The 23,897-nt window shown below is 62.9% G+C and carries 23 protein-coding genes; 13 read left to right on the top strand and 10 right to left on the bottom strand.

The genetic code is table 11. From position 1 onward, the window contains the following. Positions 1-76: 76 nt before the first annotated feature. On the bottom strand, positions 77-727 hold the full coding sequence (locus ACT3TS_RS08845) for a biotin transporter BioY (protein WP_444531136.1): 651 nt from the start codon (positions 725-727) through the stop codon (positions 77-79). A 149-nt stretch (positions 728-876) separates the two neighbouring features. Between ACT3TS_RS08845 and ACT3TS_RS08850 the strand changes: the two genes are divergently transcribed. Continuing rightward, on the top strand, positions 877-2,475 hold the full coding sequence (locus tag ACT3TS_RS08850) for an ABC-F family ATP-binding cassette domain-containing protein (protein ID WP_444531137.1): 1,599 nt from the start codon (positions 877-879) through the stop codon (positions 2,473-2,475). 194 nt (positions 2,476-2,669) lie between these two features. On the opposite strand, the gene ACT3TS_RS08855 is transcribed toward ACT3TS_RS08850, so the two are convergent. The 4 genes from ACT3TS_RS08855 to ACT3TS_RS08870 form a co-directional block, all read right to left on the bottom strand. Next, the gene (locus ACT3TS_RS08855; RefSeq protein ID WP_444531138.1) at positions 2,670-3,191 is read right to left on the bottom strand and encodes a YbaK/EbsC family protein; all 522 of its coding nucleotides are present in this window, start codon (positions 3,189-3,191) and stop codon (positions 2,670-2,672) included. Between the two features lie 74 nt (positions 3,192-3,265). Then, positions 3,266-4,159: an SURF1 family cytochrome oxidase biogenesis protein gene (locus ACT3TS_RS08860; RefSeq protein ID WP_444531139.1), complete on the bottom strand. Its 894-nt coding sequence runs from the start codon at positions 4,157-4,159 to the stop codon at positions 3,266-3,268. A 3-nt stretch (positions 4,160-4,162) separates the two neighbouring features. Continuing rightward, positions 4,163-4,417: a hypothetical protein gene (locus ACT3TS_RS08865; RefSeq protein ID WP_444531140.1), complete on the bottom strand. Its 255-nt coding sequence runs from the start codon at positions 4,415-4,417 to the stop codon at positions 4,163-4,165. After that, a complete protein-coding gene (locus ACT3TS_RS08870) occupies positions 4,404-5,042 on the bottom strand; it encodes a DUF3099 domain-containing protein (protein WP_444531141.1) in 639 nt (212 codons plus the stop codon). Before ACT3TS_RS08870 ends, ACT3TS_RS08865 begins: the two co-directional genes overlap by 14 nt. Before the next feature lie 271 nt (positions 5,043-5,313). On the opposite strand from ACT3TS_RS08870, the gene ACT3TS_RS08875 reads away from it, so the two are divergent. After that, positions 5,314-6,048 carry a beta-ketoacyl-ACP reductase gene (locus ACT3TS_RS08875; RefSeq protein ID WP_444531142.1) on the top strand — a complete coding sequence of 245 codons (735 nt, stop codon included), beginning with the start codon at positions 5,314-5,316 and terminating at the stop codon, positions 6,046-6,048. A 151-nt stretch (positions 6,049-6,199) separates the two neighbouring features. Then, positions 6,200-6,940 (top strand): SDR family oxidoreductase, encoded by a 741-nt coding sequence (locus ACT3TS_RS08880; protein ID WP_444531143.1) that lies wholly within the window; start codon positions 6,200-6,202, stop codon positions 6,938-6,940. Between the two features lie 63 nt (positions 6,941-7,003). On the opposite strand, the gene serB is transcribed toward ACT3TS_RS08880, so the two are convergent. Further along, positions 7,004-7,927, bottom strand: coding sequence for a phosphoserine phosphatase SerB (gene serB / locus ACT3TS_RS08885; protein WP_444531144.1), 924 nt, complete (start codon positions 7,925-7,927; stop codon positions 7,004-7,006). 138 nt (positions 7,928-8,065) lie between these two features. Here serB and ACT3TS_RS08890 point away from each other — a divergent pair, with 138 nt between their 5' ends. The 7 genes from ACT3TS_RS08890 (at position 8,066) to ACT3TS_RS08920 (ending at position 13,786) form a co-directional block, all read left to right on the top strand. Continuing rightward, positions 8,066-8,851: an ABC transporter ATP-binding protein gene (locus ACT3TS_RS08890; protein ID WP_444531145.1), complete on the top strand. Its 786-nt coding sequence runs from the start codon at positions 8,066-8,068 to the stop codon at positions 8,849-8,851. An 86-nt stretch (positions 8,852-8,937) separates the two neighbouring features. After that, on the top strand, positions 8,938-9,717 hold the full coding sequence (locus ACT3TS_RS08895; protein ID WP_444531146.1) for a sulfite exporter TauE/SafE family protein: 780 nt from the start codon (positions 8,938-8,940) through the stop codon (positions 9,715-9,717). Continuing rightward, positions 9,714-10,541 (top strand): TrmH family RNA methyltransferase, encoded by an 828-nt coding sequence (locus tag ACT3TS_RS08900; protein ID WP_444531147.1) that lies wholly within the window; start codon positions 9,714-9,716, stop codon positions 10,539-10,541. The genes ACT3TS_RS08895 and ACT3TS_RS08900 overlap by 4 nt, the downstream gene beginning before the upstream one ends. Continuing rightward, positions 10,538-10,996, top strand: coding sequence for a peroxiredoxin (locus ACT3TS_RS08905; RefSeq protein ID WP_444531148.1), 459 nt, complete (start codon positions 10,538-10,540; stop codon positions 10,994-10,996). The genes ACT3TS_RS08900 and ACT3TS_RS08905 overlap by 4 nt, the downstream gene beginning before the upstream one ends. Positions 10,997-11,152: 156 nt before the next feature. Further along, a complete protein-coding gene (locus ACT3TS_RS08910) occupies positions 11,153-11,407 on the top strand; it encodes a type B 50S ribosomal protein L31 (RefSeq protein WP_444531149.1) in 255 nt (84 codons plus the stop codon). A gap of 235 nt (positions 11,408-11,642) precedes the next feature. Next, entirely contained in the window at positions 11,643-12,704 is a 1,062-nt protein-coding gene (locus tag ACT3TS_RS08915; RefSeq protein WP_444531150.1) for a lipoate--protein ligase family protein, read from the top strand. Next, positions 12,701-13,786, top strand: a complete 1,086-nt coding sequence (locus tag ACT3TS_RS08920) for a tellurite resistance/C4-dicarboxylate transporter family protein (RefSeq protein ID WP_444531151.1) — start codon at positions 12,701-12,703, stop codon at positions 13,784-13,786. Before ACT3TS_RS08915 ends, ACT3TS_RS08920 begins: the two co-directional genes overlap by 4 nt. A gap of 97 nt (positions 13,787-13,883) precedes the next feature. On the opposite strand, the gene pepN is transcribed toward ACT3TS_RS08920, so the two are convergent. From pepN to glgC, 4 genes are read right to left on the bottom strand one after another with little or no spacing between them, the layout of a single operon-like run. After that, complete coding sequence (pepN, locus tag ACT3TS_RS08925; RefSeq protein ID WP_444531152.1) at positions 13,884-16,625, bottom strand: aminopeptidase N; 2,742 nt, start codon at positions 16,623-16,625, stop codon at positions 13,884-13,886. A 25-nt stretch (positions 16,626-16,650) separates the two neighbouring features. Then, entirely contained in the window at positions 16,651-17,715 is a 1,065-nt protein-coding gene (locus ACT3TS_RS08930) for a YeiH family protein (RefSeq protein WP_444531153.1), read from the bottom strand. Then, complete coding sequence (locus tag ACT3TS_RS08935; RefSeq protein ID WP_444531154.1) at positions 17,709-19,148, bottom strand: SDR family NAD(P)-dependent oxidoreductase; 1,440 nt, start codon at positions 19,146-19,148, stop codon at positions 17,709-17,711. Before ACT3TS_RS08935 ends, ACT3TS_RS08930 begins: the two co-directional genes overlap by 7 nt. Continuing rightward, a complete protein-coding gene (glgC, locus tag ACT3TS_RS08940) occupies positions 19,145-20,575 on the bottom strand; it encodes a glucose-1-phosphate adenylyltransferase (RefSeq protein WP_444531155.1) in 1,431 nt (476 codons plus the stop codon). The genes ACT3TS_RS08935 and glgC overlap by 4 nt, the downstream gene beginning before the upstream one ends. Before the next feature lie 104 nt (positions 20,576-20,679). Between glgC and glgA the strand changes: the two genes are divergently transcribed. From glgA to ACT3TS_RS08955, 3 genes are all read left to right on the top strand, one after another. Next, on the top strand, positions 20,680-21,882 hold the full coding sequence (gene glgA / locus ACT3TS_RS08945) for a glycogen synthase (protein ID WP_444531156.1): 1,203 nt from the start codon (positions 20,680-20,682) through the stop codon (positions 21,880-21,882). A 331-nt stretch (positions 21,883-22,213) separates the two neighbouring features. Further along, positions 22,214-22,924, top strand: coding sequence for a DUF6318 family protein (locus ACT3TS_RS08950; RefSeq protein ID WP_444531157.1), 711 nt, complete (start codon positions 22,214-22,216; stop codon positions 22,922-22,924). A 4-nt stretch (positions 22,925-22,928) separates the two neighbouring features. Then, positions 22,929-23,849: a PKD domain-containing protein gene (locus ACT3TS_RS08955; RefSeq protein ID WP_444531158.1), complete on the top strand. Its 921-nt coding sequence runs from the start codon at positions 22,929-22,931 to the stop codon at positions 23,847-23,849. Positions 23,850-23,897: the final 48 nt, after the last annotated feature.

Here is a 23,897-nt window from a genome sequence, read left to right on the forward strand (position 1 = left end):
CCTTGGGAAGGTGCATCTGCGGAAGCTGCACCTTGGGAAAGGGAGAGGTGGGGATCGGGGATGTTGTCTGCGGAGCTCACTTGCGGCGGCGCACCAGCAAATCGGGGAAGGCACGGTGGAGGCTGAGCGCAATCGCCACGGCGAGGACATTTTTGATGATGTCTCCGGGGAGGTAGATGATGTCGGCCACCATCGCGGCGGGCAGGCCCATGCCATAGATGACAAACCCCACAATGCCGCTGGCGTGGGTCACCACGGTCCCGGCCAGGGCCGCACCGAACAATGCGGCTGCACGCCACCGGCTGCGGACAGCGAACGTGGCCAGCAGGCCGATCACGGCGACGCCGAAGATGAAGCCCACTATGTAGCCGGCCGACGGGCTGGCCAGCACGGCGGGGCCGGCCCGGAAACCGCTGAAGATGGGCAGGCCGATCAAGCCCAGCAGGATGTACAGGCCCACGGCTGCGGTGCCGCGGCCGAAGCCCAGCACCAGCCCGCACAGGGCCACCACGAGTGTCTGCAAGGTGATGGCCACGCCCAGGGGACCGACATTGATGCCCGGCACAGCGATGGAGGCGGCCATGAGTGCGGCGAAAACAGCAATCAGGGACAGGTCCATGGCACCCCAGCGTTTCCGCCGGGAGTATAGCCCACGCTGCTTGGGCGTGTGTCCGGGGACTGGATTTGATGTAGTCAACGTCTCATCCACCGGTCGTGAAGAACTCATTATTGCTGCTTTCGGTAAAGTTTTGCCAAGGACGGAGTTTGCCACCCCGGAACCTCGTTAGACTGACTAGGTTGTTCAACGCTCGTCTCGTCCTGAACTGGAGAGATTCGTTTCGCGGCATCTACCCACTTACGTGAAAGGTTACTACGTTGATATCGGTCCAAGACCTTGAGTTACGTGCAGGAGCGCGCCTGCTCATGGACGAAGTGTCATTCCGCATCGACTCCGGTGACAAGATCGGCCTGGTGGGCCGCAACGGCGCCGGAAAAACCACCCTGACCCGTGTATTGGCCGGGGAAGGCCTGCCCGCGGGCGGCAAAGTCACCCGCACCGGTGAGATTGGCTACCTGCCGCAGGATCCGCGCACCCCTGACATGGAGCAGCTGGCCAAGGACCGCATTCTTGCGGCGCGCGACATGGACAAGGTCATCACCAAGTTGCGCAAGGCCGAGAGCGACATGGCCAGCGAAGACGACACCATCCGCGACAAGGCGATGCGCCGCTACGACCGCCTGGATGCTGAGTTCCAGGCCGCCGGCGGTTATTCAGCCGAAGCCGAGGCAGCCGCCATTTCCTCCAACCTGGCCTTGCCCGAACGCATCCTGAACCAGCCGTTGAAAACTCTTTCCGGTGGTCAGCGACGCCGCGTGGAGCTCGCCCGGATTTTGTTTTCCGGTGCGCAGACCATGCTCCTGGATGAGCCCACCAACCACCTTGACGCTGATTCTGTGGCCTGGCTGCGGGACTTCCTCAAGAGCCACAATGGCGGCTTGATCGTGATCAGCCACGACGTCGAGCTTCTGGATGCGACAGTCAACAAGGTCTACCACCTGGATGCCAACCGGGCCACTATTGACCAATACAACCTCGGTTACAAGAAGTACCTTGCCCAGCGGGAAACCGATGAACGTGCCCGACGCCGGGAACGCGCCAACGCTGAAAAGAAGGCCGGCGTTCTGATGGAACAGGCCAACAAGATGCGCGCCAAGGCCACCAAGGCCGTCGCCGCGCAGAACATGGCCAAGCGTGCCGAACGGCTGCTTGCCGGACTGGAAGAGGTCCGGGCCCAGGACAAGGTGGCAGCGCTGCGCTTCCCGGAGCCTTCGCCGTGTGGCAAGACCCCGCTCATGGCGGAGGGGCTGTCCAAGTCCTACGGATCCCTGGAGATTTTCGTGGACGTCAGCCTCGCGATCGACCGCGGATCCAAGGTTGTCATCCTTGGCCTCAACGGTGCCGGCAAGACAACCCTGCTGCGCATGCTGGCGGGCGTGTCCCAGCCTGACACCGGCAAGATCATTCCCGGTCACGGCCTGAAGGTTGGCTATTACGCCCAGGAGCACGACACCCTTGATGTGACGCGCACCGTCCTGGAAAACATGCGCGCCTCTGCCGGTGACATGAACGACGCCGAGGTTCGCGGCATCCTCGGTTCGTTCCTGTTCTCCGGAGACGACGTTGACAAGCCCGCCGGCGTTCTGTCCGGTGGCGAGAAGACGCGTCTGGCCCTGGCCACCATCGTCGCCTCCAGCGCCAACGTGCTGCTGCTCGATGAGCCCACCAACAACCTTGACCCGGCCAGCCGTGCGGAGATCCTGGGAGCCCTGAAGAACTACACGGGTGCCGTGGTTCTGGTCAGCCACGATGAGGGTGCCGTTGCCGCCCTGGACCCCGAGCGCGTGGTGCTGCTGCCCGACGGCGACGAGGACCTCTGGAACCCGGGCTACCTGGACCTCATCACCCTCGCCTGATCCCGGGCCCGCGTCCCCAGTGGGCCTGCTGAGAGCAGTGGAACCTGGTGGGGAACGACGGCGGGAGGTCACCTTTTTTCAAGAGGTGACCTCCCGCCGTCGTACTTTAAGGTCTTACCTTAAGAGGGTGCACTTTAAGTGTCCGGGCCTGCGCCGGGCCAGGTTTGCAGGCTCAAAAACGGGGCGGGAGCCCGTCAGCGGACGGCGGTTTCCGTTGCGCCGGTGGTGGCCAGGAGCTGTTGGTAACTGATGGACAGCATTGCCTGGTGGCTGCCCGCCCCGGCCCAGAGGAGCGGGTACTGGGCCAGGTCTGTGTCGAGAAAAGCACGGATGGGGGAGGGGTGGCCCAGCGGGGCAACACCGCCGACCGGCTGGCCGGCATGTGTCAGGACAAAGTCCGGGTCGGCCCGCCTGATCTTGGGGAGGCCGTGCTCGCGTGCGACTTTCCGAACGTCCACCTTCCCGGCGCCGCTGGAGAGGATGAGCAGAGGTGCCCCGCCACAGTCAAAGATCAAGCTGTTGGCGATGGCGCCCACCTCACAGCCAAGGACGGCCGCGGCGGTTGCGGCGGTGGCGACCGAGTCGGGGACCACGATGACGGTGTCGGGCAGTCCGGCGTCGAGCATGGCCGCCCGGACCTTCCCAACAGTGGGGTCCGTCCCAGCGGCGGTGGCGTGATTTTCGGTCGTCATCCCGGGATTCATCTCAGCAGTCACCTTTTCATTCTATGACAAGACTCACAGTGGCGGGTGGAGGTCCGGGCGCCGCCAGGCAGCCCGCTTCCAGGCGGCTAGAAGCCTTGCGAATCGAGCAGGGCATCCTCGGCCTCTTCAGCCGTGGGCCGGGCCCCGGGCTTGCGAACCTTGGTGTGCTTGCGGGGGTGGAATGCGGAGCCGCGCCCGTAAAGTTCCTCGACCGGGACACCTGATTCGGCGGCTTCAAGCGCGTCGAACTCGTCGTTGCGGCGCTGCAATCTGGCTGCGTAGCCAAAACCAACAAACGCCAGGACGCCGAAGGCAATCCACTGCAACGCATAGCTCAGGTGGGAGCCCTCGTCGATGGACGGTGCCGGGAAGGGCACCGGGTTGGTGGCGGCTGCGGGGGCCTCGGTGGCCAGCTGCGCGTAGGCACCCTTTTTGATGGGGTAGTCCACTTGTGCGGCGTAATCATTGAGTTCAATGGTGGCAAGCTGCCCGGCGGGTGCCCCGCGGTCGAGCTTGGGCTCGGGCGGTTTGAGCCGGGCCACTACTGTTACGACGCCGGCCTCTGGCTGCGGAATGACGTCGGGGTGGCCCGCCTCGTTGTTGCCGATTGGCAGCCAGCCACGGTCAATGATGACGGTGTCGCCGTCTTCGAGCGTCAGCGGGACCAGCACTTCATAGCCCGGGGCGCCGTTGAGGGGGCGGTTGCGCACAATGCGTTGATCGGCGGTCTGGTAGGTGCCCTTCAGGCGGACCTGGGTCCATTCCCGCGCCGGATCCAGGGCGTCAAAATTGTTCGCAGCATCGGCATAGTCAACGATTGTGCCGGAATAGTTTGCCTGAATCTTATTGATGTTTTCAACCACGGCGTTTCGGCGGTTCATCTGCCAATTGCCCAACGCCACACACGCGATGGCAAACACCAGGGCCATGGCAAAATAGCCCGCCCATTTGCTGGAGAACAGAAATTTGTAGGTCTTCATGAACTAGGCGGAATCCTTAGGGCTCAAGGGCAGAGTTTCCTTCCACAGGGAACGGCTTTGCAGATAATCTTCAAGCCACGGCGCATGTTCGAAACAGGCCAACCAGATCTTACGTCGTTCAGCTGTGTGAATCTTGGGATTGTTCCACAGCAGTTGCATGGTGGCGTTTTCACGGCAGCCCCTGCGTGAACAGATCGGTGTTTCGGGTTGCTCCGGACCAGGCTGTCCCTCGCCCGGCAGCAAATCAAAGATGTTCATGGTGCTTGTCCTCCTGCGACGGTTCTTGGCTGGCTGCAGCCGCATTGCTTGCGCCCGTGCCCGCTGCTCTCGCGTCGTTTTCTCTCGCGTCGTGCGTGGCACTGTGGCTCGCAGCGGCGGTGGTGCCAGCGCTGTCGCCGTCGTCAGGGGCGTCCCCGGCGGGGCCCGCTGGCTCGTCCCCGGCCGTCTGGTCCGGAGCCGTCTGGTCCTGGGCCGTCTCGTCCGGAACAATCTCACCGGGGAGTACGTCGTCGGCTTCAGCCGAGCCGCCAGGGCCGGGTTCCCCGCCCGCAACGGCATACATCGGGGCTTCATCGAGAAGTTCCACGGTTTCTTGGTGGACGATGTCAGCACCGCCGTTGGCGATGACCACTGCCACCCAGGGCAGGACCACCGCACCGATCACGGGGATCAGCTTGAACCAGCCGTCAAAGACAAAGATGGCGGCCAGGCAAACCATGCGAATGCCCATGGTGACGGCGTACTTGACCATGCGGCTGTGCATTTCTTCGCTGTGCGAGACAGCCGCATTGGTTATGGCCTGGACGTTGCCGGCAGGCGCGCCGTGACGGTACTTGCTGCGCCGGCCTGCACCGGATTTCGGCGTAGCTGATTGGTCTTTCATCACACTCCAAGGGACACCTCCATTCTGTCACTGCGGGGGTGCACAACCAAAAGCCAACTGTGTGGAGGCGGGCCTTTCACCGTAGGATTCGTTAACCGCAGTGAATTTCGCAGCGCAGCCGGCGGTCCGGGAGGAACGCCGGGGAAACGCCCCGGATTATTTTTCGGGGGCCGTGCCGGCTGGCTGGTCAATCTGCTGCTCGAAACCGTTATTTTGATGTCAATTTTCTGAGGTCCGATTTTCTGATGTCTGATTTTCTATGGAGGAATACATGAGTGCACCGGCAGGCGAAGAGCGCCAGGGTCGCAGTGTTTTGGTCACGGGCGGGAACCGTGGCATTGGCCTTGCCATTGCCAGGGCTTTTTTGGCCAACGGCGACAAGGTTGCCGTTACCTACAGGAGCCCCTCGGAACTGCCCGAGGGAATTCTTGGGGTCCAGGCTGACGTCACGGACACGGCCTCCATTGATGCTGCATTCACCGAGGTAGAGGCTGCCCACGGACCGGTGGAGGTCTTGATCGCCAACGCCGGCATTACCAAGGACACGTTGCTGCTGCGCATGAGCGAGGAGGACTTCACCTCGGTCGTTGACACCAACCTGTCGGGGGCCTTCCGCGTCATCAAGCGAGCCTCAAAGGGCATGATCCGCAAGCGCAAGGGCCGTGTGGTGCTCATCTCATCGGTTGTGGGCCTGTATGGCTCGCCCGGCCAGATCAACTACGCAGCATCCAAGGCCGGCCTGGTCGGCATTGCCCGTTCCCTGACCCGCGAACTTGGGTCGCGCGGCATCACGGCCAACGTTGTGGCGCCCGGGTTCATCAGCACCGACATGACGGCCGCGCTGCCCGAGGATACGCAAAAGCAGTACCTTGCCAGCATTCCGGCTGCGCGCTTTGCCTCGGCTGAAGAAGTGGCCAACGTGGTCCGCTGGGTTTCCAGCGATGAGGCCTCATACATCTCCGGCGCAGTCATCCCCGTCGACGGCGGCCTGGGCATGGGCCACTAAAGCACCGCTGGCGTGTCACAGTTTGCTGCGTCTGTGCAGCAGCCTACTCGGCAGTAGCATCCTCCGCGGATAAGATTCGTTTCAAACACCCACGGCGGGCCCACCGGCCCGGCCCGTGGTTTGATCAGCAAAGACTTAAGGATTATTTTTTATGGGAAAGCTTGACGGAAAGACAGCCATTGTCACCGGGTCTTCACGCGGCGTAGGCGCCGACGTGGCCAAATACCTGGCCGCCGAGGGCGCGGCCGTGGTGGTCAATTACCGCCAGAAGGCGCCGCGGGCCAACAAGGTTGTGGCCCAGATCGTGGAAGCCGGCGGCCGCGCCGTCGCCGTGGGCGCCGACCTCACCACGCAGGAAGGTGTGCAGGCGCTGGTCAGTGCGGCACTGGAGAACTTCGGTTCCTTGGACCTCGTCGTGCTGAACGCCTCGGGCGGCATGGAAAGCGGCATGGCCGAAAACTATGCCCTGCTGCTCAACCGCGACGCACAAGTGAACCTGCTCAACGCCGCCTTGCCCGTTCTGCCCGCAGGTGCACGCGTGGTATTTGTCACAAGCCACCAGGCGCACTTCATTGAGACAGTGCCCACCATGCCCGAGTATGAGCCGGTTGCCAAGAGCAAGCGGGCCGGTGAAGACGCCTTGCGCGCGCTGATCCCGAACCTGGCCGCAGAGGATGTGTCACTGGTTGTGGTTTCCGCCGACATGATCGAAGGCACCGTCACTGCCACGCTGCTGGACCGAGCCAACCCCGGTGCCATCGAGGCGCGCCGCGCCGAGGCCGGGCGCCTGTACTCGGTGTCTGAATTTGCCGCTGAAATCGCCAAGATGGCGACCGCCGACGTGCCCACCGGCCACACCGAATACGTTGGCGGCGCAGACTCCTTCAAGTAGCCCCTGTTTTAACGACAGACGCCCCCCGCAGTTGCTGCGGGGGGCGTCTGTCGTTAACTGCGGCTAGGCGTCCTGGATGTTGGCCAGGGCCAGGGCGACGTCAAGGTTCGGCAGGTTGATCTGCGCATCGGCGGCTTCACGCACGGCCGGCTTGGCGTTGAATGCCACACCAAGTGCGGCGGCTGCCATCATGTCGAGGTCGTTGGCGCCGTCGCCTATCGCCATGGTGGCGCCCTGGCGAATCCCGGATTCAGCACTCCAGGTCTGCAGCTGGACGGCCTTGGACGCCCGGTCGACCACCGCCCCGGAGACCTTGCCTGTCAGGTGGCCGTCGATGATCTCGAGGTCGTTGGCCAGCGCGAAGTCGAGCCCCAGGCGTTCAGCCAGCGGAGCGAGGATCTGCGAGAAGCCGCCGGATACGGCGGCAACCACGTGCCCGGCTGCCTTGGCCTGTGCCACGAAGCGTTCGGCCCCCACCGACAGCTTGACCTTCGCACCAACTTCCGCCAGCACACTCTCGGGAAGTCCCGCCAGGGTTGCGACCCGATGGTGCAGGCTCTCGGCAAAGTCCAGTTCCCCGCGCATGGCGGCCGCCGTGACCTTGGCCACCTCGGCTTCGGCGCCGGCATGGGCGGCCAAGAGCTCGATGACTTCCTGCTGGATCAGTGTGGAGTCCACGTCCATGATGATGAACTTCCGTGCCGCATGGCGCAGCGAGTCAGGCACGACGGCGGTGCTCACCTCGCCTGCCCCGGCCTCCGTCAGTGCCTTGCGCAAGCGGGCCAACCGCGCTGCGGCCTGGGCGTCGGTTGTTCCCGAGGGGGCAAGCGAGCCCAGTTCCAGCACGACCGCTTCAAAGCCGGGGTGGTGCTCGCCGCGTTCCGAGGCAATGGTGTAGCCATGGTCGGTCAGGACTGTCCTGACTTTCTCCATGACTGCAGGGGAGAGCGTTTGGCCATAGCTGACTGCTGTGAAGGTGGAGGGCATGCTGACGATTCTAGCCGCTGTGACCCAGGATCCAGATTTGGAATCCCTGTTTGCCCGCCCACGCTCCGAGACTGATGGCGTGGGCGCACGGCGTGCTGGTTAGCGCTGGCCGCCCCTCGTGTCATAAGCTCAGTTCTTATGAGTGAAGTCTTGGGTTTGGCCGGTGTCAGCGTTGTCCGCGGCACTAAAACATTGTTGGACAACGTCGATTGGCGCGTCGCCGAGGGCGAACGCTGGGTGGTTCTTGGACCAAACGGTGCAGGAAAAAGCACCCTGCTGCAAATTGCCGGTGCCCGCATGCACCCCACCCGCGGCGTTGCCGGAATCCTGGACGAGGTGCTGGGCGCCGTTGACGTCTTTGAACTGCGCCCGCGCATTGGTGTGGCCTCCGCCAGCCTGGCCCACCAGATCCCCGAGCATGAAAAAGTCTTGAACGTGGTGGTGACAGCGTCATATGGCGTCACGGGCCGCTGGCGCGAAGCTTACGAGCGCGACGACGAACGGCGCGCCTTTGGCCTGTTGGAGGAGTGGGGTGTCTCCACATTCTTCAACCGCCCCTTCGCGTCCTTGAGCGACGGAGAGCGCAAGCGCGTACAGATCGCCCGCGCCCTCATGAGCGACCCCGAACTCCTGCTGCTGGACGAACCGGGCGCCGGCCTGGATCTGGCCGGACGCGAGGGCCTGGTCCGGCGGCTGAGCGAACTTGCCGCCGACCCGATGGCTCCCAGCACGGTTCTGGTCACGCACCACCTTGAGGAAATCCCGCCGGGCTTCACCCATGCACTGCTGCTGCGTGAAGGAGCGGTCGTTGCCCAGGGGCCCATCGCGGATGTCCTGACGGAAGACAAACTCAGCGCCACCTTTGGTCTGCCGCTCGCTGTCTCAAGCAACGGCGGCCGTTACACGGCCACGGCACGCAACTAACCGCCGTCGTACTTCCCTGACCGGCAGCCACGGACCGTGGCAATCGTCCAGCACACCAGCCAAACCGCAGAGGACCTGCCACACTTGTGAACGCGCTTGAGTCATTCTTCATCCTGCTGGGCGGTTTGTGGGCCGGCACCATCAACACGGTGGTGGGCTCCGGGACGCTTGTCACTTTCCCCATCTTGATTGCACTCGGCATCGCCCCCGTCATGGCGGTTGTCAGCAATGCCATGGGCTTGATTGCCGGGGGAGTGTCCGGGACCTGGGGCTACCGGCGCGAACTGCGGGGCATGGGCCGGAACCTGGCACGGCTCATCCCGGCCTCATTGCTGGGCGGAATCGCCGGCGCTTACCTGCTGCTGCATTTGCCCGAAGAAGTATTCCACGTCGTTGCCCCCGTGCTGATCGTGTTTGCCCTGGCGCTGGTGATTTTTCAGCCCCGCCTGCAGGCAGCGGTCAAGACCCGCCGCGACAGTGCGCCGACAGGCCGTTCCCACGATGCGCTCATGGTGGTTCTGGTGTTTCTTGCCGGCGTGTATGGCGGATACTTTGTGGCGGCCCAGGGCGTGCTGCTGGTGGCAATTCTCGGCATCTTCATGAGCGGCACCCTGCAGAACGCCAATGCCGTAAAGAACCTCCTGTCCCTGAGCGTGAACGTCATCGCGGCCATTTCGTACCTGATGTTCGCACCCGAAAAGATCATCTGGGCCGTGGTTGGGCTGATCGCAGTCAGCTCCCTCATTGGCGGCTTTGTCGGCGCGAAAATCGGGCGCAGGCTGCCGCCGGTCGTTTTGCGCACTGTCATCGTCATCCTCGGCCTGGTGGCGTTGTTCTTCATGGTCCAGAAACTGGTGGTCCCATGATCGTCCACCTCGAGGACGCCGCCGACCCGCGCGTCAGCGACTATGTCTCCCTGACAGACGTCCAACTGCGCAAGGTCAAGGAACCCGCCGAGGGCCTGTACATCGCCGAAAGCCCCAAGGTGGTCCGGCGCGCCCTGGCCGCCGGACACGAGCCCCGCTCCTTCTTCCTGGCCGAAAAGAGGCTGCCGGAGGTGCAGGATGTACTCGAAGCCCACCCCGATGTCCCCGCTTTTGTGGGCACCGGCGCCATGCTGGAGGAGATCACCGGCATCAACCTCCACCGCGGTGCCATGGCCGCCATGCACCGCCCCGCAGCACTGCATGTCCCGTCACTGCTGGCCGGTGCGCGCCGCGTCGCCGTGCTGGAGAACATCAGCGACCACACCAACATTGGCGCCATCTTCCGATCCGCCGCTGCCTTGGGCATCGATGCTGTCCTGATCAGCCCCAGCTGCGGGGATCCGCTGTACCGCCGCAGCATCCGGGTGAGCATGGGCGCAGTATTCCAGGTCCCGTGGGCGCGCCTGCCGCTGTGGCCCGCAGGCCTGGACCTGCTCCATGAGGCAGGATTTACGACGGCGGCGCTGGCCCTTGAGCCCGACTCGCTCACCATCCTGGAACTTGCCGCCCGCAAGGACGCGAAGCTGGCCTTGATCCTTGGCAGCGAGGGCAATGGTCTCAGCGCCGAGACCTTGGCCGGGGCCGGGCACACCGTCATGATTCCCATGTTTGCGGGCGTTGACTCGCTCAATGTCGCTGCCGCCAGTGCCGTCGCCTTTTTTGCCACCACGCCGGACGGTGCCGCGGGTAGGCTGGAAGCATGAACGTAGACGAGAAGGTAGCCGATTTTTCCTTGCCCGACCAGCACGGACAGGTGCGCAGCCTTTCGGAGCTGACCGCCAACGGGCCGCTGGTGATCTTCTTTTATCCCCTGGCCGGCAGCGGCGGCTGCACCAAGGAAGCGTGCCACTTCCGGGACCTGCAGGCGGAGTTTGCCGCTGCGGGGGCGTCCATCGTGGGCATCAGCACGGATTCGGAAGCCAAGCAGCTCGATTTTGCCACCAAAAACAACTTCAACTACCCCCTCCTGAGCGACCGGAAAGGCGAGGTGGCGGATTTGTTCGGTGTTCGGCGTCGCCTGCTGGCCAAATCCCTGCCCACCAAGCGGGCAACGTTCATCGTGGACGCCGCAGGAATCCTGCGATTCGCCGTCTCCAGCGAAACAAACATGAACCTGCACGCCGACCAAGCCCTTGCGGCACTGGCCGCCATGGCCTGATCAGGCTGAATCTGGGGGACATTCACGACGGTTCACACCGCTGCGCGTCCCGGCTTGGTGAAATGGGCGCGAGACGGTAAAGTTTCCAGCTGGACCTTGTGTCCGTACCATTCATCAGTCTGGCAAAAACCAGACGATAACACTCTGAGGTTTACAGTGAAGCAGAACACCCACCCGAAGTACGAAGCGATCGTTTTCAACGACCTGGCTTCCGGCACCAAGTTCCTGACGCGCTCCACCGCGACGTCGCAGAAGACCATCGAGTGGGAAGATGGCAACACCTACCCCGTCATCGACGTGGAAATCTCCTCCGAGTCACACCCGTTCTACACGGGCAAGCAGCGCATCATGGACAGCGCCGGCCGCGTCGAGCGCTTCAACGCCCGCTTCGCAGGCTTCGGCAAGAAGTAACACTTCTTTCCACCAGTTTTTCCTTGGAAAGGGCCCGCGCCGTTTGGTGCGGGCCCTTTCTGTTCCCCCGCGATTGTTTCCCAACGCTTGAGCCTCCTAATCTGTGTGGCAGTTGATGGACCGATCCCTATAGCTCGCCATCTGGGCTGTTTTTGCTGGTTTTCGTCCATCAGCTGCCACATGGATCCCGGAGCTGGTTTTGCGCGCGGGCACCGGGGACGGGGAAGATGGAGGCATGGCTTCTGAACTTCATGGTGAATACAAGGTGCACGGCGGCAAACTGGTTGTCGTCGACTGCTCAGTCAGTGACGGACGGCTCGACGGCGTCCGGGTCAGCGGCGACTTTTTTCTTGAGCCTGACGAAGCCCTTGACGACATCAACGCGGCACTGAACGGGCTGTCCGCCGCCCTGCCGGCCACGGAACTGGCCGACGCCGTCACCGCGGCCCTGCCCCCGGATGCCGTGCTGTTTGGTTTCTCGGCACAGGCGGTCTCCATCGCTGTCCGGCGGGCCCTGACGAAGGCCACGAGCTGGGTTGACCACGACTGGGACATCATTGCCCCCACCATCCTGCCCACGGCCATCAACGTTGCCCTGGACGAAGTTTTGACCGAGGAGGTTGGCGCTGGCCGGCGCAACCCGACCCTGCGGTTCTGGGACTGGGAAGAACCGTCAGTGGTGATTGGCAGTTTCCAGTCGGTGCGCAACGAACTTGATCCGGACGGTGTGGAAAAGTTTGGCATCAAGGTGGTCCGGCGGATCAGCGGCGGTGGTGCCATGTTCATGGAGGCCGGAAACTGCATCACGTATTCGCTGTATCTGCCGCAAACCCTCGTTGACGGCCTGACGTTCGAGGATTCGTACAAATTCCTGGACGCCTGGGTTTTAGCCGCGCTTGAATCCATGGGCATCGAGGCCTTCTATATTCCCCTCAATGACATTGCCACCAGCCAGGGCAAGATTGGCGGCGCCGCCCAGAAGAGGCTCAGCAACGGGGGCATGCTTCACCACGTCACGATGAGCTACGACATTGACGCCGACAAGATGGTCCAGGTGCTGCGCATCGGCAAGGAAAAACTTTCAGACAAGGGCACCCGCTCAGCCAAAAAGCGCGTCGATCCGCTGCGACGCCAGAGTGGGCTCAGCCGCCAGGACATCCTCGGGCGCATGAGTGAAACCTTCGCCAACCGTTATGGGGCACGCACGGCCGCCCTCACGGGCGAAGAGTTGGCCGAGGCCGCCCGCAGGGTGGAAGACAAGTTCGACACCCCGGAATGGTTGCACAGAATCCCATGACCACGCTTCCGCGGGGAGCTGCAGCACCCACGTTGCGCTGGCCCAACCAGCCGCCGGCCGCCTTCGCCTTTGTCATGGCCACGGGAATTGTCTCGGCCGCACTTATCGATGCCGGCTGGACCCTGGCCGCCTGGATTCTGCAGTGGATCGCCACGGCCGCCTTGCTCGTGCTGCTGGTGGGACTCCTGGGCAGGCTCGTCGTGCACACCACGGACGCGGCCGCTGATTTCCGCGATCCGCACAAGGGATTTGGCTACCTGACAATGGTGGCTGCCATCAATGTTGTTGGAATTGGTTTCCACCCCGTCGCGCCAGCCGTGACGTGGATCCTGGCCGCCATCAGCATTCCGCTGTGGCTCTTTCTTGCTTACGGTGTGCCGCTGTCGATGATGCTGCGGACGGAAATGGGGGAAAGCTTGCGGCCCCGCCTGCTGCCGGTGGATGGGACCTGGTTCCTGTGGGTCGTCTCCACCCAGTCGATTTCCATGGCCGCCGCCTCGCTTGCTTCCGGCGGCAACACTGTGCGGCTGCTCAGTGATGCAGCGGTGGCTTTCTGGGGCATCGGCATCATGCTGTATCTGACGCTGACAACGCTGGTGATGTTGCGGCTGCTGACCGGCGGTGAGAATCTCGGCGGCATCGTGCCCACCAATTGGATTTTCATGGGAGCCACCGCCATCACGGTCCTGGCAGGTTCGATGATCCTGCACCTGCCGGCCGATGTTCCCGTCGTCCAGCTGGCCGGTGCCACCGTGGGCGGCATCAGCTACCTGCTGTGGGCGTTTGGCCTGTGGTGGGTTCCGCTTTTGGTCGCCTTCGGCTTCTGGCACCACGTGGTGCGGCGTGAGCCGGTGGATTACAGCACGGCATTGTGGTCAATCGTGTTTCCCCTGGGCATGTTTGCCGTCGCCACGTTCAGGTTTGGCACGGAAAACGACATGGCGCTGGTGGCCTTCGTGGGGGACTGGGCCACGTGGGTGGCAGTTGCGGCGTGGCTGGCGGTAGCCGCCGTCATGGTCGCTGCGTTCTCACGGTGGTTGCTGCGGGCACGCGGCAACCGGCCAGCTAACACAACGGGCTGACGCAACGGGCTGATGCAACCGGGGACAGGGAAGGGCACAGCAGGCTCGACGTCGCCTCCTGTGCCCTTCATCTGTGTCCTGCCCCTTACGCCAGGGCTTATGCCCGCACGGCTTGGGCCTTGAGCGAGCGCATCAGCTGGTCGCGTTGTTCGAGCACAATGCGCCGCAGTCCCCTGGCGGCGTCCGGGTTCCTGGCCAGCCAGGCATCCGTCCGGAGCACCACCGGATGCTGCTCCGGAACCATGTTCGGGGCCAGTGCCTGGCGGGCGGGGAACAAGCCGCGGACGATGCGGCCGGCAATTTCCAGGCTTCGCCCGTTCCAGACCCGCTCGATTGCCTCGAAATAAGGCTCGATGTACGGATCCAGCAGTTCGCTGCCCGCAACATTGAATCCTGCGATGGTGGCACTCAGCAACTGGTTCGTGAGCGTCTTTTCCTCGACGGCCTCATTCCAGCGCTGCTGCTTCATTCCCGCATCCGGCAGGGCAGCCACGGCTGTGCAGTGGCTGGCACGGTGTTCAGCCGTGGTGTCGGCCGCCAGCTCGGCATCAAGCTCCGCAACTGTTGCAGCCCCACGGGCGGCCAGCTGCTGCCACAGCAGCCAGCGCAGGCTGCCGTCCACACTCAAGCCATCAGGGACATCCACGCCCGCCAGCATGGCCCGGCTCCGGGCCACGACGGAGTCACTGCCACGGCCAAGTTCGGCCAGGGCACGGGCCCACACCAGTTGTTCGTCGCTGGCAGGAGCCGCTTGCACCAGGTGGGCCGACACGCCCGCAATCAGCATTTCCCGGACCGACGGGCGGTCGGCCGGGGCGCAGTAGAAGTCCAGTGCGGACAGGGCATTGTCCGCCAACGTCTGCAACAAACTGATGTCAGCTTCCCCGCCGGCATGCTGCACGACGGCGCGAAGGTATGCCGCAGCAGGCAGCAGCGCATCGCGGGTGGCATTCCAGAGTGAAGACCACACCAGGCTGCGGGCCATGGGATTGGCAATGCTGCCCACTCCGGCCAGTGCCGTGGCCATGGAGGAAGGGTCCAGCCGGACTTTGGCGTAGCTCTGGTCATCGTCATTGATGATCACCAGGTTCGGGGCAGGCAGGCCGGCCGCCCCGGGCACCTCCGTCACCTGGCCAACCACGTCCAGGGTGATCGAGCCGGTGCGGACCAGGGCGCCGCCGTCGTACGTGAAAAAGCCGACGGCCAGGCGGTGGGGACGCAGTGCTTCACGGCCGGTCACGGGATCAACGGCATCCTGGCGGATGGACAGGGACGTGATTTTTCCGTTGGCGGTCTCGAGATCGGGTGTCAGGGTGGACATGCCGGAGGTCTGCAGCCACTTCTCTGCCCAGTCGCCAAGGTCGCGGCCGGAGGCGGCGCTGAGAGGCGTCAGCAGGTCGTTGAGGGTGGTGTTGGCGTATTCATGGTCCTTGAAATACTGGCGCGAACCGGCAATGAACGCGTCCTGGCCGACGTAGGCGACGAGCTGTTTGAGAACCGAGGCACCCTTGGCGTAGGTGATGCCGTCGAAGTTGGCCTTGGCGGCCTCGAGGTCGACGATGTCCGCAACGATCGGGTGCGTGGTGGGCAGCTGGTCCTGCGTGTAGGCCCAGGCCTTGCGGCGGCTGGCGAACATGGTCCACGACTTGGCGCCCCAAGGGGTGGCTTCGGCGACGGCCAGGTGGCCCATGTAGTCCGCGAAGGACTCCTTCAGCCAGAGATCGTCCCACCAGGTCATGGTCACGAGGTCGCCAAACCACATGTGCGCCATCTCGTGCATGATGGTGTTGGCGCGTTGCTGGTAGGCAGTGTCGGTGGCGCGGGAGGCGTGGATGTACGCTTCCGTAAACGTGACGAGGCCCGGGTTCTCCATGGCGCCGAGATTGTATTCCGGCACGAAAGCCTGCTCGTACTTGCCAAACGGATAGGGGTGGTCAAACAGTTCGTTAAAGTACTTCAGGCCGGCCTTGGTGACCTTGAAGATTTCCTCGGCATCAAAGTGCGGCGCGAGTGAGGCGCGGCAGTAGGCGGCCAGTGGGATGTCCAGACGCTGCCCGTTATGTGAGCTGTCGGGGCCAAAATCCATTGAAAAGTGGTCCTCGACCTTGAAATACGGGCCGGCCAACACGGTGGTGATGTAGGTGGAGATGGGCAGGGTGGCAGCGAAATCCCAGCGGGCGGTCTGGCGGTCGGCCCCGGCCGCACCGGCTTGCTGGGATTGCTGGGATTGCTGGGATTGGTTGGCCACAGCCTGGTTGGAGGCCACTTCCCAGTCGGCGGGTGCGGTGACGTGGAAGGTGAACGGAGCCTTGAGGTCCGGCTGTTCGAAGTTCGCAAAAACCCGGCGCGCGTCGGATGGTTCGTACTGGGTGTACGTGTACGTCCTGCCGTCGGCCGGGTCCACGAAGCGGTGCAGGCCCTCACCGCTGCTGGAGTAGGCTGCGGTGGCGGCAACAACGACTTCGTTTTCCGCGGCAAGGGATGGCAGGTGGATCCGGGCACCGTCCACGACATCGGCAAGGTTGAGCTCCACGCCGTTGAGGAGAACGGATTCCACACTCAAGCCGATGAAGTCAAGGAACGTGGCGACTGGGGCGGCGCTGCCCGCTGCATCGCTTGAAGACGAGGCCGCTGAAGACGAGGCCGCTGATGGCGAGTCGGCCGATGACGAGTCGGCCCGCGAAAGGTCGGCCGAAAAAACAATCGTGCTGCGGGTGGGGAACCCCGCGACGCTCAAGTCCTCGGCCCTGCCCAGGTCGAGGTCGACGTCATATGAGTGGACGGTCAGGAGTGATTTTCGGGCTGCAGCTTCACTGCGCAAAAGATTATGATTGGACACCATTTCATTCAATCACGGACCTTCGTCAGGCCGCCATCAGGTGCACTGCCCCAAACGCCAAGGTGCCGATCAAGGCCCAGGAACACAACGCCATGACGGTTGCCCGGGCACCGGTGTCCAGCAGTTCGCGGACCCTGACACTGGAACCAAGGCCAAAGAGTGCAGCACCGAGGGCGACGTCCTGGGCCAGGGCTCCGCCTTCGATGGCGAATTCCGGCAGCCACCCGGTGGTGCGCAGCGCCGTCATGAGCAGGAAACCGATCACAAACAGCGGAATGACAGGAGGAAACCGTGGCGCCACCACCGGTTCGGCGCTGTTGGTTCGTCGCAGTTCCAAAGCCCGGGCATGCCGTTTTCGTTCGATCGCGCCGGCCACGCCCACGATCGGTGCCAACAAGACCACACGTGTCAGCTTCACCACGACTGCAGCACTCAGGGCAACCGCACCGGCTGTCTGGGCGGTTGCCACGACCTGTCCCACGTCGTGGACGCCGGCGCCAACCCACTGCCCAAATTGCAGCGGCGAAAGTCCCAGCGGGTTCATCATAAGCGGCAGAACGCCGATCGCAAGGGTGCCGCACAACGTCACCAGCGCCACCGGCAGCACCGTGTCCACGTGCTTGGTTCCCCTGACTGCTGCCATGGCCCCGATGGCCGAAGCCCCGCAAATGGAGAAGCCGGTGGCAATCAACAGGGGAGTGTCGCCGTCGAGCTTGAACAATTTCCCCAGCGCCAGGGTGCCTGCAAAACTAAGCAGCACGACGCCCACCACCAGTCCAACACTGACCCAGCCAAGGTCCATGATGTCACCGAGGCTGAGCTTGAGTCCGAGAAAAACAATCCCGGCCCGCATGAAGTGCTTGCCCGCGAAGTTCAGCCCGGCGCGCCAAGGCCCCTGGCACAGCCGGGAGGTGCCGGGCAGGTTCACGGCTGCAATGCCCAGCACGACGGCGATGGTCATGGCCGGCAGCATCGGCAGCACGCTGTGGAGCAGGAGGGAAACGGCGACCGCGGCCAGGGCAGCTGCCAACCCGGGAGCAATGGCGCGTGCAGTGGCCTGCCAGCCGCCTGTCCCGGCAGGGTTCACCACGGGCTGGGCTTGTAGTCCTTGAGGAACACACCGTACTGGTCTTCGCCGGACTCACCCATCACGATCGGGTCGTAGACACGAGCGGCGCCGTCGACCAGGTCCAGCGGCGCATGAAACCCTTCCTCGGCAAGGCGCACCTTGGTGTAATGCGGGCGTTCGTCGGTGATCCACCCGGTGTCCACGGCCGTCATGAGGATGCCGTCGGCGTCGAGCATCTCCTTGGCACTGGTCCGGGTCAACATGTTCAGCGCCGCCTTGGCCATGTTGGTGTGCGGGTGGCCGGGCCCCTTGTAGGCGCGGGAGAACTGACCCTCCATGGCCGAGACGTTCACAATGTACTTCCGGTGTGCCTCCGATGCCTGCATGGCCGGACGGAGCCGTGAAACCAAGAGGAACGGTGCCGTGACATTGCACAGCTGGACTTCCAACATTTCCAGCGGGTCGACCTGGTCAACAACCTGGGTCCAACTGTTGATCGTGGCCTTGTCGGGGACCAGCCCGCCCGCGTCGATGGCCGTGCCCGCCTCCATGCGTTCCAGCGATGCCGACCCCATGGAAAGCGCCAGGGCGGCAATTTCATCGCCGGCGAGCTTTGGTTGTTCCATCATCTGGGTGGCCAGGGCGAGCGGGTGCTTGTCGTGGGCATGTCCGAAGGTGACGAGCTCCGGCATCGGGGCGTCGGTGGGCAGCTCTTCAAGTTCGGCGTCCACCAACGGCGCGTACGCATTTCCCGTGCGGCGCACAGTTTGGGCGGCATTGTTGATGATGATGTCCAGAGGGCCGGCTTCGTTGAGCGAGTCTGCCAGGGCGACAACTTGGGTGGGATCGCGCAGGTCGATGCCGACAACCCGCAGCCGGTGCAGCCAGTCGCCGCTGTCTTCCATGGCGGCAAAGCGGCGGGCAGCATCCTTGGGGAAGCGGGTGGTGATGGTGGTGTGGGCGCCGTCGCGCAGGAGCCGGAGGGCAATGTACATGCCGATTTTTGCGCGGCCGCCGGTCAGCAGGGCGCGCTTGCCGCTGAGGTCGGTGCGGGCGTCACGCTTGGAGTGGTTGAACGCGGCGCACTCGGGGCACAGCTGGTGGTAAAAAGCGTCCACCTGGGTGTAGTGCTGCTTGCAGATGTAGCAGGGGCGGGAACGCAGAAGCGTTCCCGCCGTGTCGCCAGTGGTTGACGGCTTGAGCTTGTTGCCCCGCGTCTCATCGTCTATTCGGTCCGGGGCTGCCGTGGCGGTTTTCGCGATGACTGCCTTGTCGGCGTCATTGACGGCGTCGCGCTTGACGTTGCGGCGGTGGCGTTTGACCGCCTTGAACATCTTTCCCGTGGCCCGGCGGACCAGGACATAGTCGGGATGCTCTTCGTCATAGACATGGATGCTGTCCAAAACTTTGAGGCAGTTTTGGATTTCTTCGGGGGTCAAGTCAGGGGCAGTCACCCCACAATTTTAGCCTCTCCGCCGGAGGCCGCCGACCCAATGGCCGAGATCTGGTTTTCCACGACCTGATCCATGGTTTCCTTGGCCAGTTGCACGCGCCCAACCGCCAGGGTCAGGGCCTCGGGAAGCTCAGCCGCCGCAGCGAGGGACAGGGCCTTTTCTGCCGCATCGGGCGCCGGGACGAGCTGTCCCTTGCTCAGCACCGTGAGGCCTGATTCCGTGATGGCAAAGCCGCGTGCCCTGTCCAGGTCAGGATCCAGCCCAATGGTGGCTCCGGCCGGTACCTTCACGTTTTTGTCAATAATCGCCCGCCGCACCACGGCACCTGCGCCGATCGTGACCTTGTCCATCAAGACGGAATCCTGCACGCGGGCCCCTGTTCCGACGTACACGTCGTTGGACAACACCGAGTTCTCCACCACGCCTCCGGAGACCACAACTCCGGGGGCGACGATCGAATCCAAGGCTGTGCCCACCGAGTTGTGTTCGCCGCGGACAAACTTTGCCGGCGGCGACGTCGTATTGCGGGTGAAGATTGGCCAGGCCCTGTTGTACAAGTTGAAGATGGGCACGGGGGAGATCAAGTCCATGTGTGCGTCGTAGTAGGAGTCGATGGTTCCCACGTCGCGCCAGTAGTTGCGGTCCCTGTCGGTGGCATCCGGAATGTCGTTGGTGGAGAAGTCATAGACGTAGGCTTCATCGCGATCCACGAAGTAGGGGATGATGTCCCCGCCCATGTCGTTCTTCGTGTCTTCCTTGACGGCGTCCTGCTCGAGCGCTTCGACGAGTGCCTCGGTGTCAAAAACATAGTTGCCCATGGATGCCAGAAAATGCCCGGGGGCGTCGGGCAGGCCCGGAGTGGACTCGGGTTTTTCCACGAAGGCGGAAATCTTGTGTGCCCCGATCGCTCCGGGGACTTCACCGCCGTCGACCTCGATGACGCCAAACTGGTCAGCCATGGCCAGCGGCTGGCGTACGGCAGCCACGGTTGCCCGGGCCCCGGAGTTGATGTGGCTCTGCACCATTTGTTCAAAGTCCATGCGATAGACGTGGTCGGCGCCCACCACCACAACGATGTCAGGCTCGGCGTCGACAATGAGGTTCATTGACTGGTAGATGGCGTTGGCGCTGCCCAGGAACCAGCTCTTGCCGCGCCGCTGTTGGGCCGGCACCGAGGCAACATAGTTGCCCAGTTGGGTGGACATGCGCCACGTTTCAGAAATGTGGCGGTCCAAACTGTGCGACTTGTATTGAGTCAGCACCACCATTTTCAGAAAACCTGAATTCGCCAGGTTCGACAAGGCAAAATCAACCAACCTGAAACCCGCAAAAGGCACAGCTGGTTTCGCGCGGTCCGCTGTCAAGGGCATCAATCGCTTGCCCTCACCGCCTGCCAATACGATCGCAAGAACTTTCTTGACTGACATGATGCAACCTCCGACAGCTTGAATGGTGCATTGCGTTGTGCCATGTAAGTGTCACAACAACTTCACACTAGAACAATTGTGTCCCGACAGACTACCTTGAGAGTGTGCGTATAGATATTGTGACAAAGGAATTTCCGCCCGAGATTTATGGAGGCGCCGGCGTGCATGTTGCCGAGCTCAGCCGGGTTCTCGCTGCAAAGGTTGATTTGCGTGTCCATGCATTTGGAAAAACGCGCGACAATGATTTTCACGGTGCCGCCGTGACCTCCTATGAAAATCTTCCGGAACTGGCTGACGCCAATGCCGCAGTGCAAACATTGGGCGTGGATTTGCAGATAGTGCCGGCCATCGCCGGTTCAAGCCTGGTGCATTCCCATACCTGGTATGCAAACATGGCTGGCCACATCGCGTCCCTTTTGCACGGCATTCCGCACGTACTCAGCGCGCACAGCCTCGAGCCCCTGCGGCCCTGGAAGGCGGAGCAGCTGGGTGGCGGATACGCGGTTTCCTCGTGGGTGGAAAAGACGGCATACGAGGCTGCTGCCGCCATCATCGCCGTCTCGGACGGCATGCGCCAGGACATCCTGCGCAGCTACCCGGATGTGGACCCCGCAAAGGTCAAGGTCATACACAACGGCATCGATGTTGCCGGTTGGCAGCGGGATGAGAAGGACGACGTCGTCCGCTCCCTTGGCATTGATCCCGACCGTCCCAGCGTGGTTTGGGTGGGCAGGGTGACTCGGCAAAAGGGTGTCCCATACCTTTTGAAGGCGGCCGCCGCGCTGCCGCCGGAAGTTCAATTGGTGTTGTGTGCTGGTGCAGCCGACACGCCCGCCCTGGGCGCCGAAGTCAACGCACTCATTGAAGGCTTGAAGGCGGAGCGCGACGGCGTGATCGTCATTGAGCGCATGTTGCCCCGGGCGGAGCTCATTCAAGTGCTCAGCCATGCCACCGTGTTTGCCTGCCCGTCCATCTATGAGCCGCTGGGAATTGTGAACCTGGAGGCCATGGCATGTGGTGCAGCGGTTGTTGCAAGCGCGACGGGCGGCATCCCGGAGGTTGTTGCCCATGGCGAAACCGGGCTGCTGGTGCCGCTGGAGCAGGTCGGCGACGGAACAGGCACGCCATTGGATCCGGAGAAGTTCGTCGCTGATTTTGCCGCGGCAATGATTGAAGTGGTGAACGATCCGGCCCGCGCAAGGGCAATGGGTGAAAAGGGACGCCAGCGCGCCGCGGATCATTTTTCGTGGGAATCAATTGTTGAACAAACATTGGATGTATATAAAAGCGTACTTCCGCAACAATAATTTTGTTGGCCGTCTCCATGGAGCGGCTTGTGGTTTCGAGTGGTCGCATTGCGACTTGAAGATGAGGGCCCCATTCGCGGATGGGGCCCTCACCCGTCTCCGGGTCGTTGCCCACCCAACGACCAAACCCCTGCTTCCAACCTCGGCGATGCAACGTCGCCGACTGGCCATGCCGCGTTCCCGCGGTGCCGATTTGAGTGGGGATCGGGCCGGGCTGTGGATAAGTTCTGGCACGTCTGCTGCATCGCGTGTACCTTGGGAGCAAGCCAAAGAGCAGCTGCCTCAGCGTCGAGGTACGCTGCCCACTCAGCACCACGAGTAGGGGCCGGCGATGAAGGACAGCCACACCACAACGAATCAGTCGAAGACCCGGGCGGGTCAGCAGAGCCGCACGAAAGTCGCCGGCGGCCTCCTAACCGCTGTCACTGCCGCATTGCTTGCACTCACCGGTTGCACCCCAGCACCAACCGGTCCCAACACCGCAGGGCCAAGCATCAGTTCGACGGCGAACCCAGAAACCAGGGCGCCGACGACGGAGGCAGCTCCGCCAACTGTTCCCGAAGCAGTCTACGAACCAGCATCAGCTGAGGGGCCCGCTCAAAATGTCCCCGTTCCCGTGCTGCCGGAAGCGGCCAAAGAATTCAGCAAGGAAGGGCTCATCGCGTTCGCTGAATACTGGTACGAAACCCTGGGCTACGCTTTCGAAACGGGCGATCCTGAACCGATGATGGCCATAAGTCAACCTGGTTGCCGAACCTGTGAGGCGATACAGAACATGGTTTTAGCGGGCCATGCCGATGGGAAATGGATCATGGGCGGCAAGATGGTCATCGGCACACCGGATACATCTTTCGTGTCAAGTCCTGATGGTACATATCAGGCAATCACCATGGCCCGACAAGAACAGGTGCAGTATTTTAACGCCGACAAGACACTCTCGAAGGATCTTGGTGTGACGGTAGCCGAAGGTGACATTCTCGTTGGCGTACGCGCCGACGACCGGTGGGTAGCCGTAACAGTCGAACACTTGGCCGGAAGCTAGCATCGTGAACAGAAAATCGTCTGGCTCGTGGAAACTGACACTCTTGCTCTGCATCGCCATAGTCGTAATACCCGGCCCGACCTTTGCCTCAGACTCGGGTGAAACCGAAGGCAATTGGAACAGCACCGGAATAGACACATCGAAATGGGTGCCCATACCGGGAACCGACAATCGATATGGACAGTCGCCGGCCACCGGAACGGGGGATCACTTCGACTACGAAGCGCGATTAGCCTGCACCGATGGAGATAGCACGATTTTCCCGGCATGCGCCGCCGTTATGCCAGCCTGTTCCGCCGGCGATGGCGACGCAGACGGGAACCCCGGCACTGCGGTCTACTGGTATCGATCCGAGAGGGGAAAATCGCCAGCGGTTTGGTACTACTATTCCGGCCCCGAGTGTGTCTACGGTGAAAAGCCCCGTGCTCTCTTGGCAGAAATTGCAGCACAGATCGCCAGTGAATTCCAGCGCACGCCAGTCGCCGGAGCAACCATCGGGAGTCAGCCAGGTCCACACACCCTCCGGGGCAAGGAAACCAACGTCTACGCCGAAGCGTCCACTCAGACGTTCAACATCACCCTGCTCGGCCAGCAAGTGACAATCACCGCCACACCCGTGGCGTACACGTGGGACTACGGCGACGGCACGGTCTGGGGTCCCACACCGGTCCACGGCGCGCCGCTGCACAAGGAACGAATTGGCGAGCAAACTCAGACCAGCCACATTTATACGGAGACAGGCAGACTGAGCATCAATCTGACCACCCACTTCGATGGCAGCTACACGGTCAATGGCGGTCCCAGCCTTCCCATTCCGGGTCAGGGAAATATCGCATCGCCGACATTGGGCCTGACGGTTTGGCGGGCCGAGACAAACCTCTACGCCGACAACTGCTTCCAAAACCCGCAAGGAGTCGGCTGCTAATCAGTGGTCCGCAGTCCCCACCACCCTTAAACGTTCGACGGCGGCACC

Source organism: Specibacter sp. AOP5-B1-6, from assembly GCF_052376555.1.
Classification (GTDB): Bacteria; Actinomycetota; Actinomycetes; order Actinomycetales; family Micrococcaceae; genus Specibacter.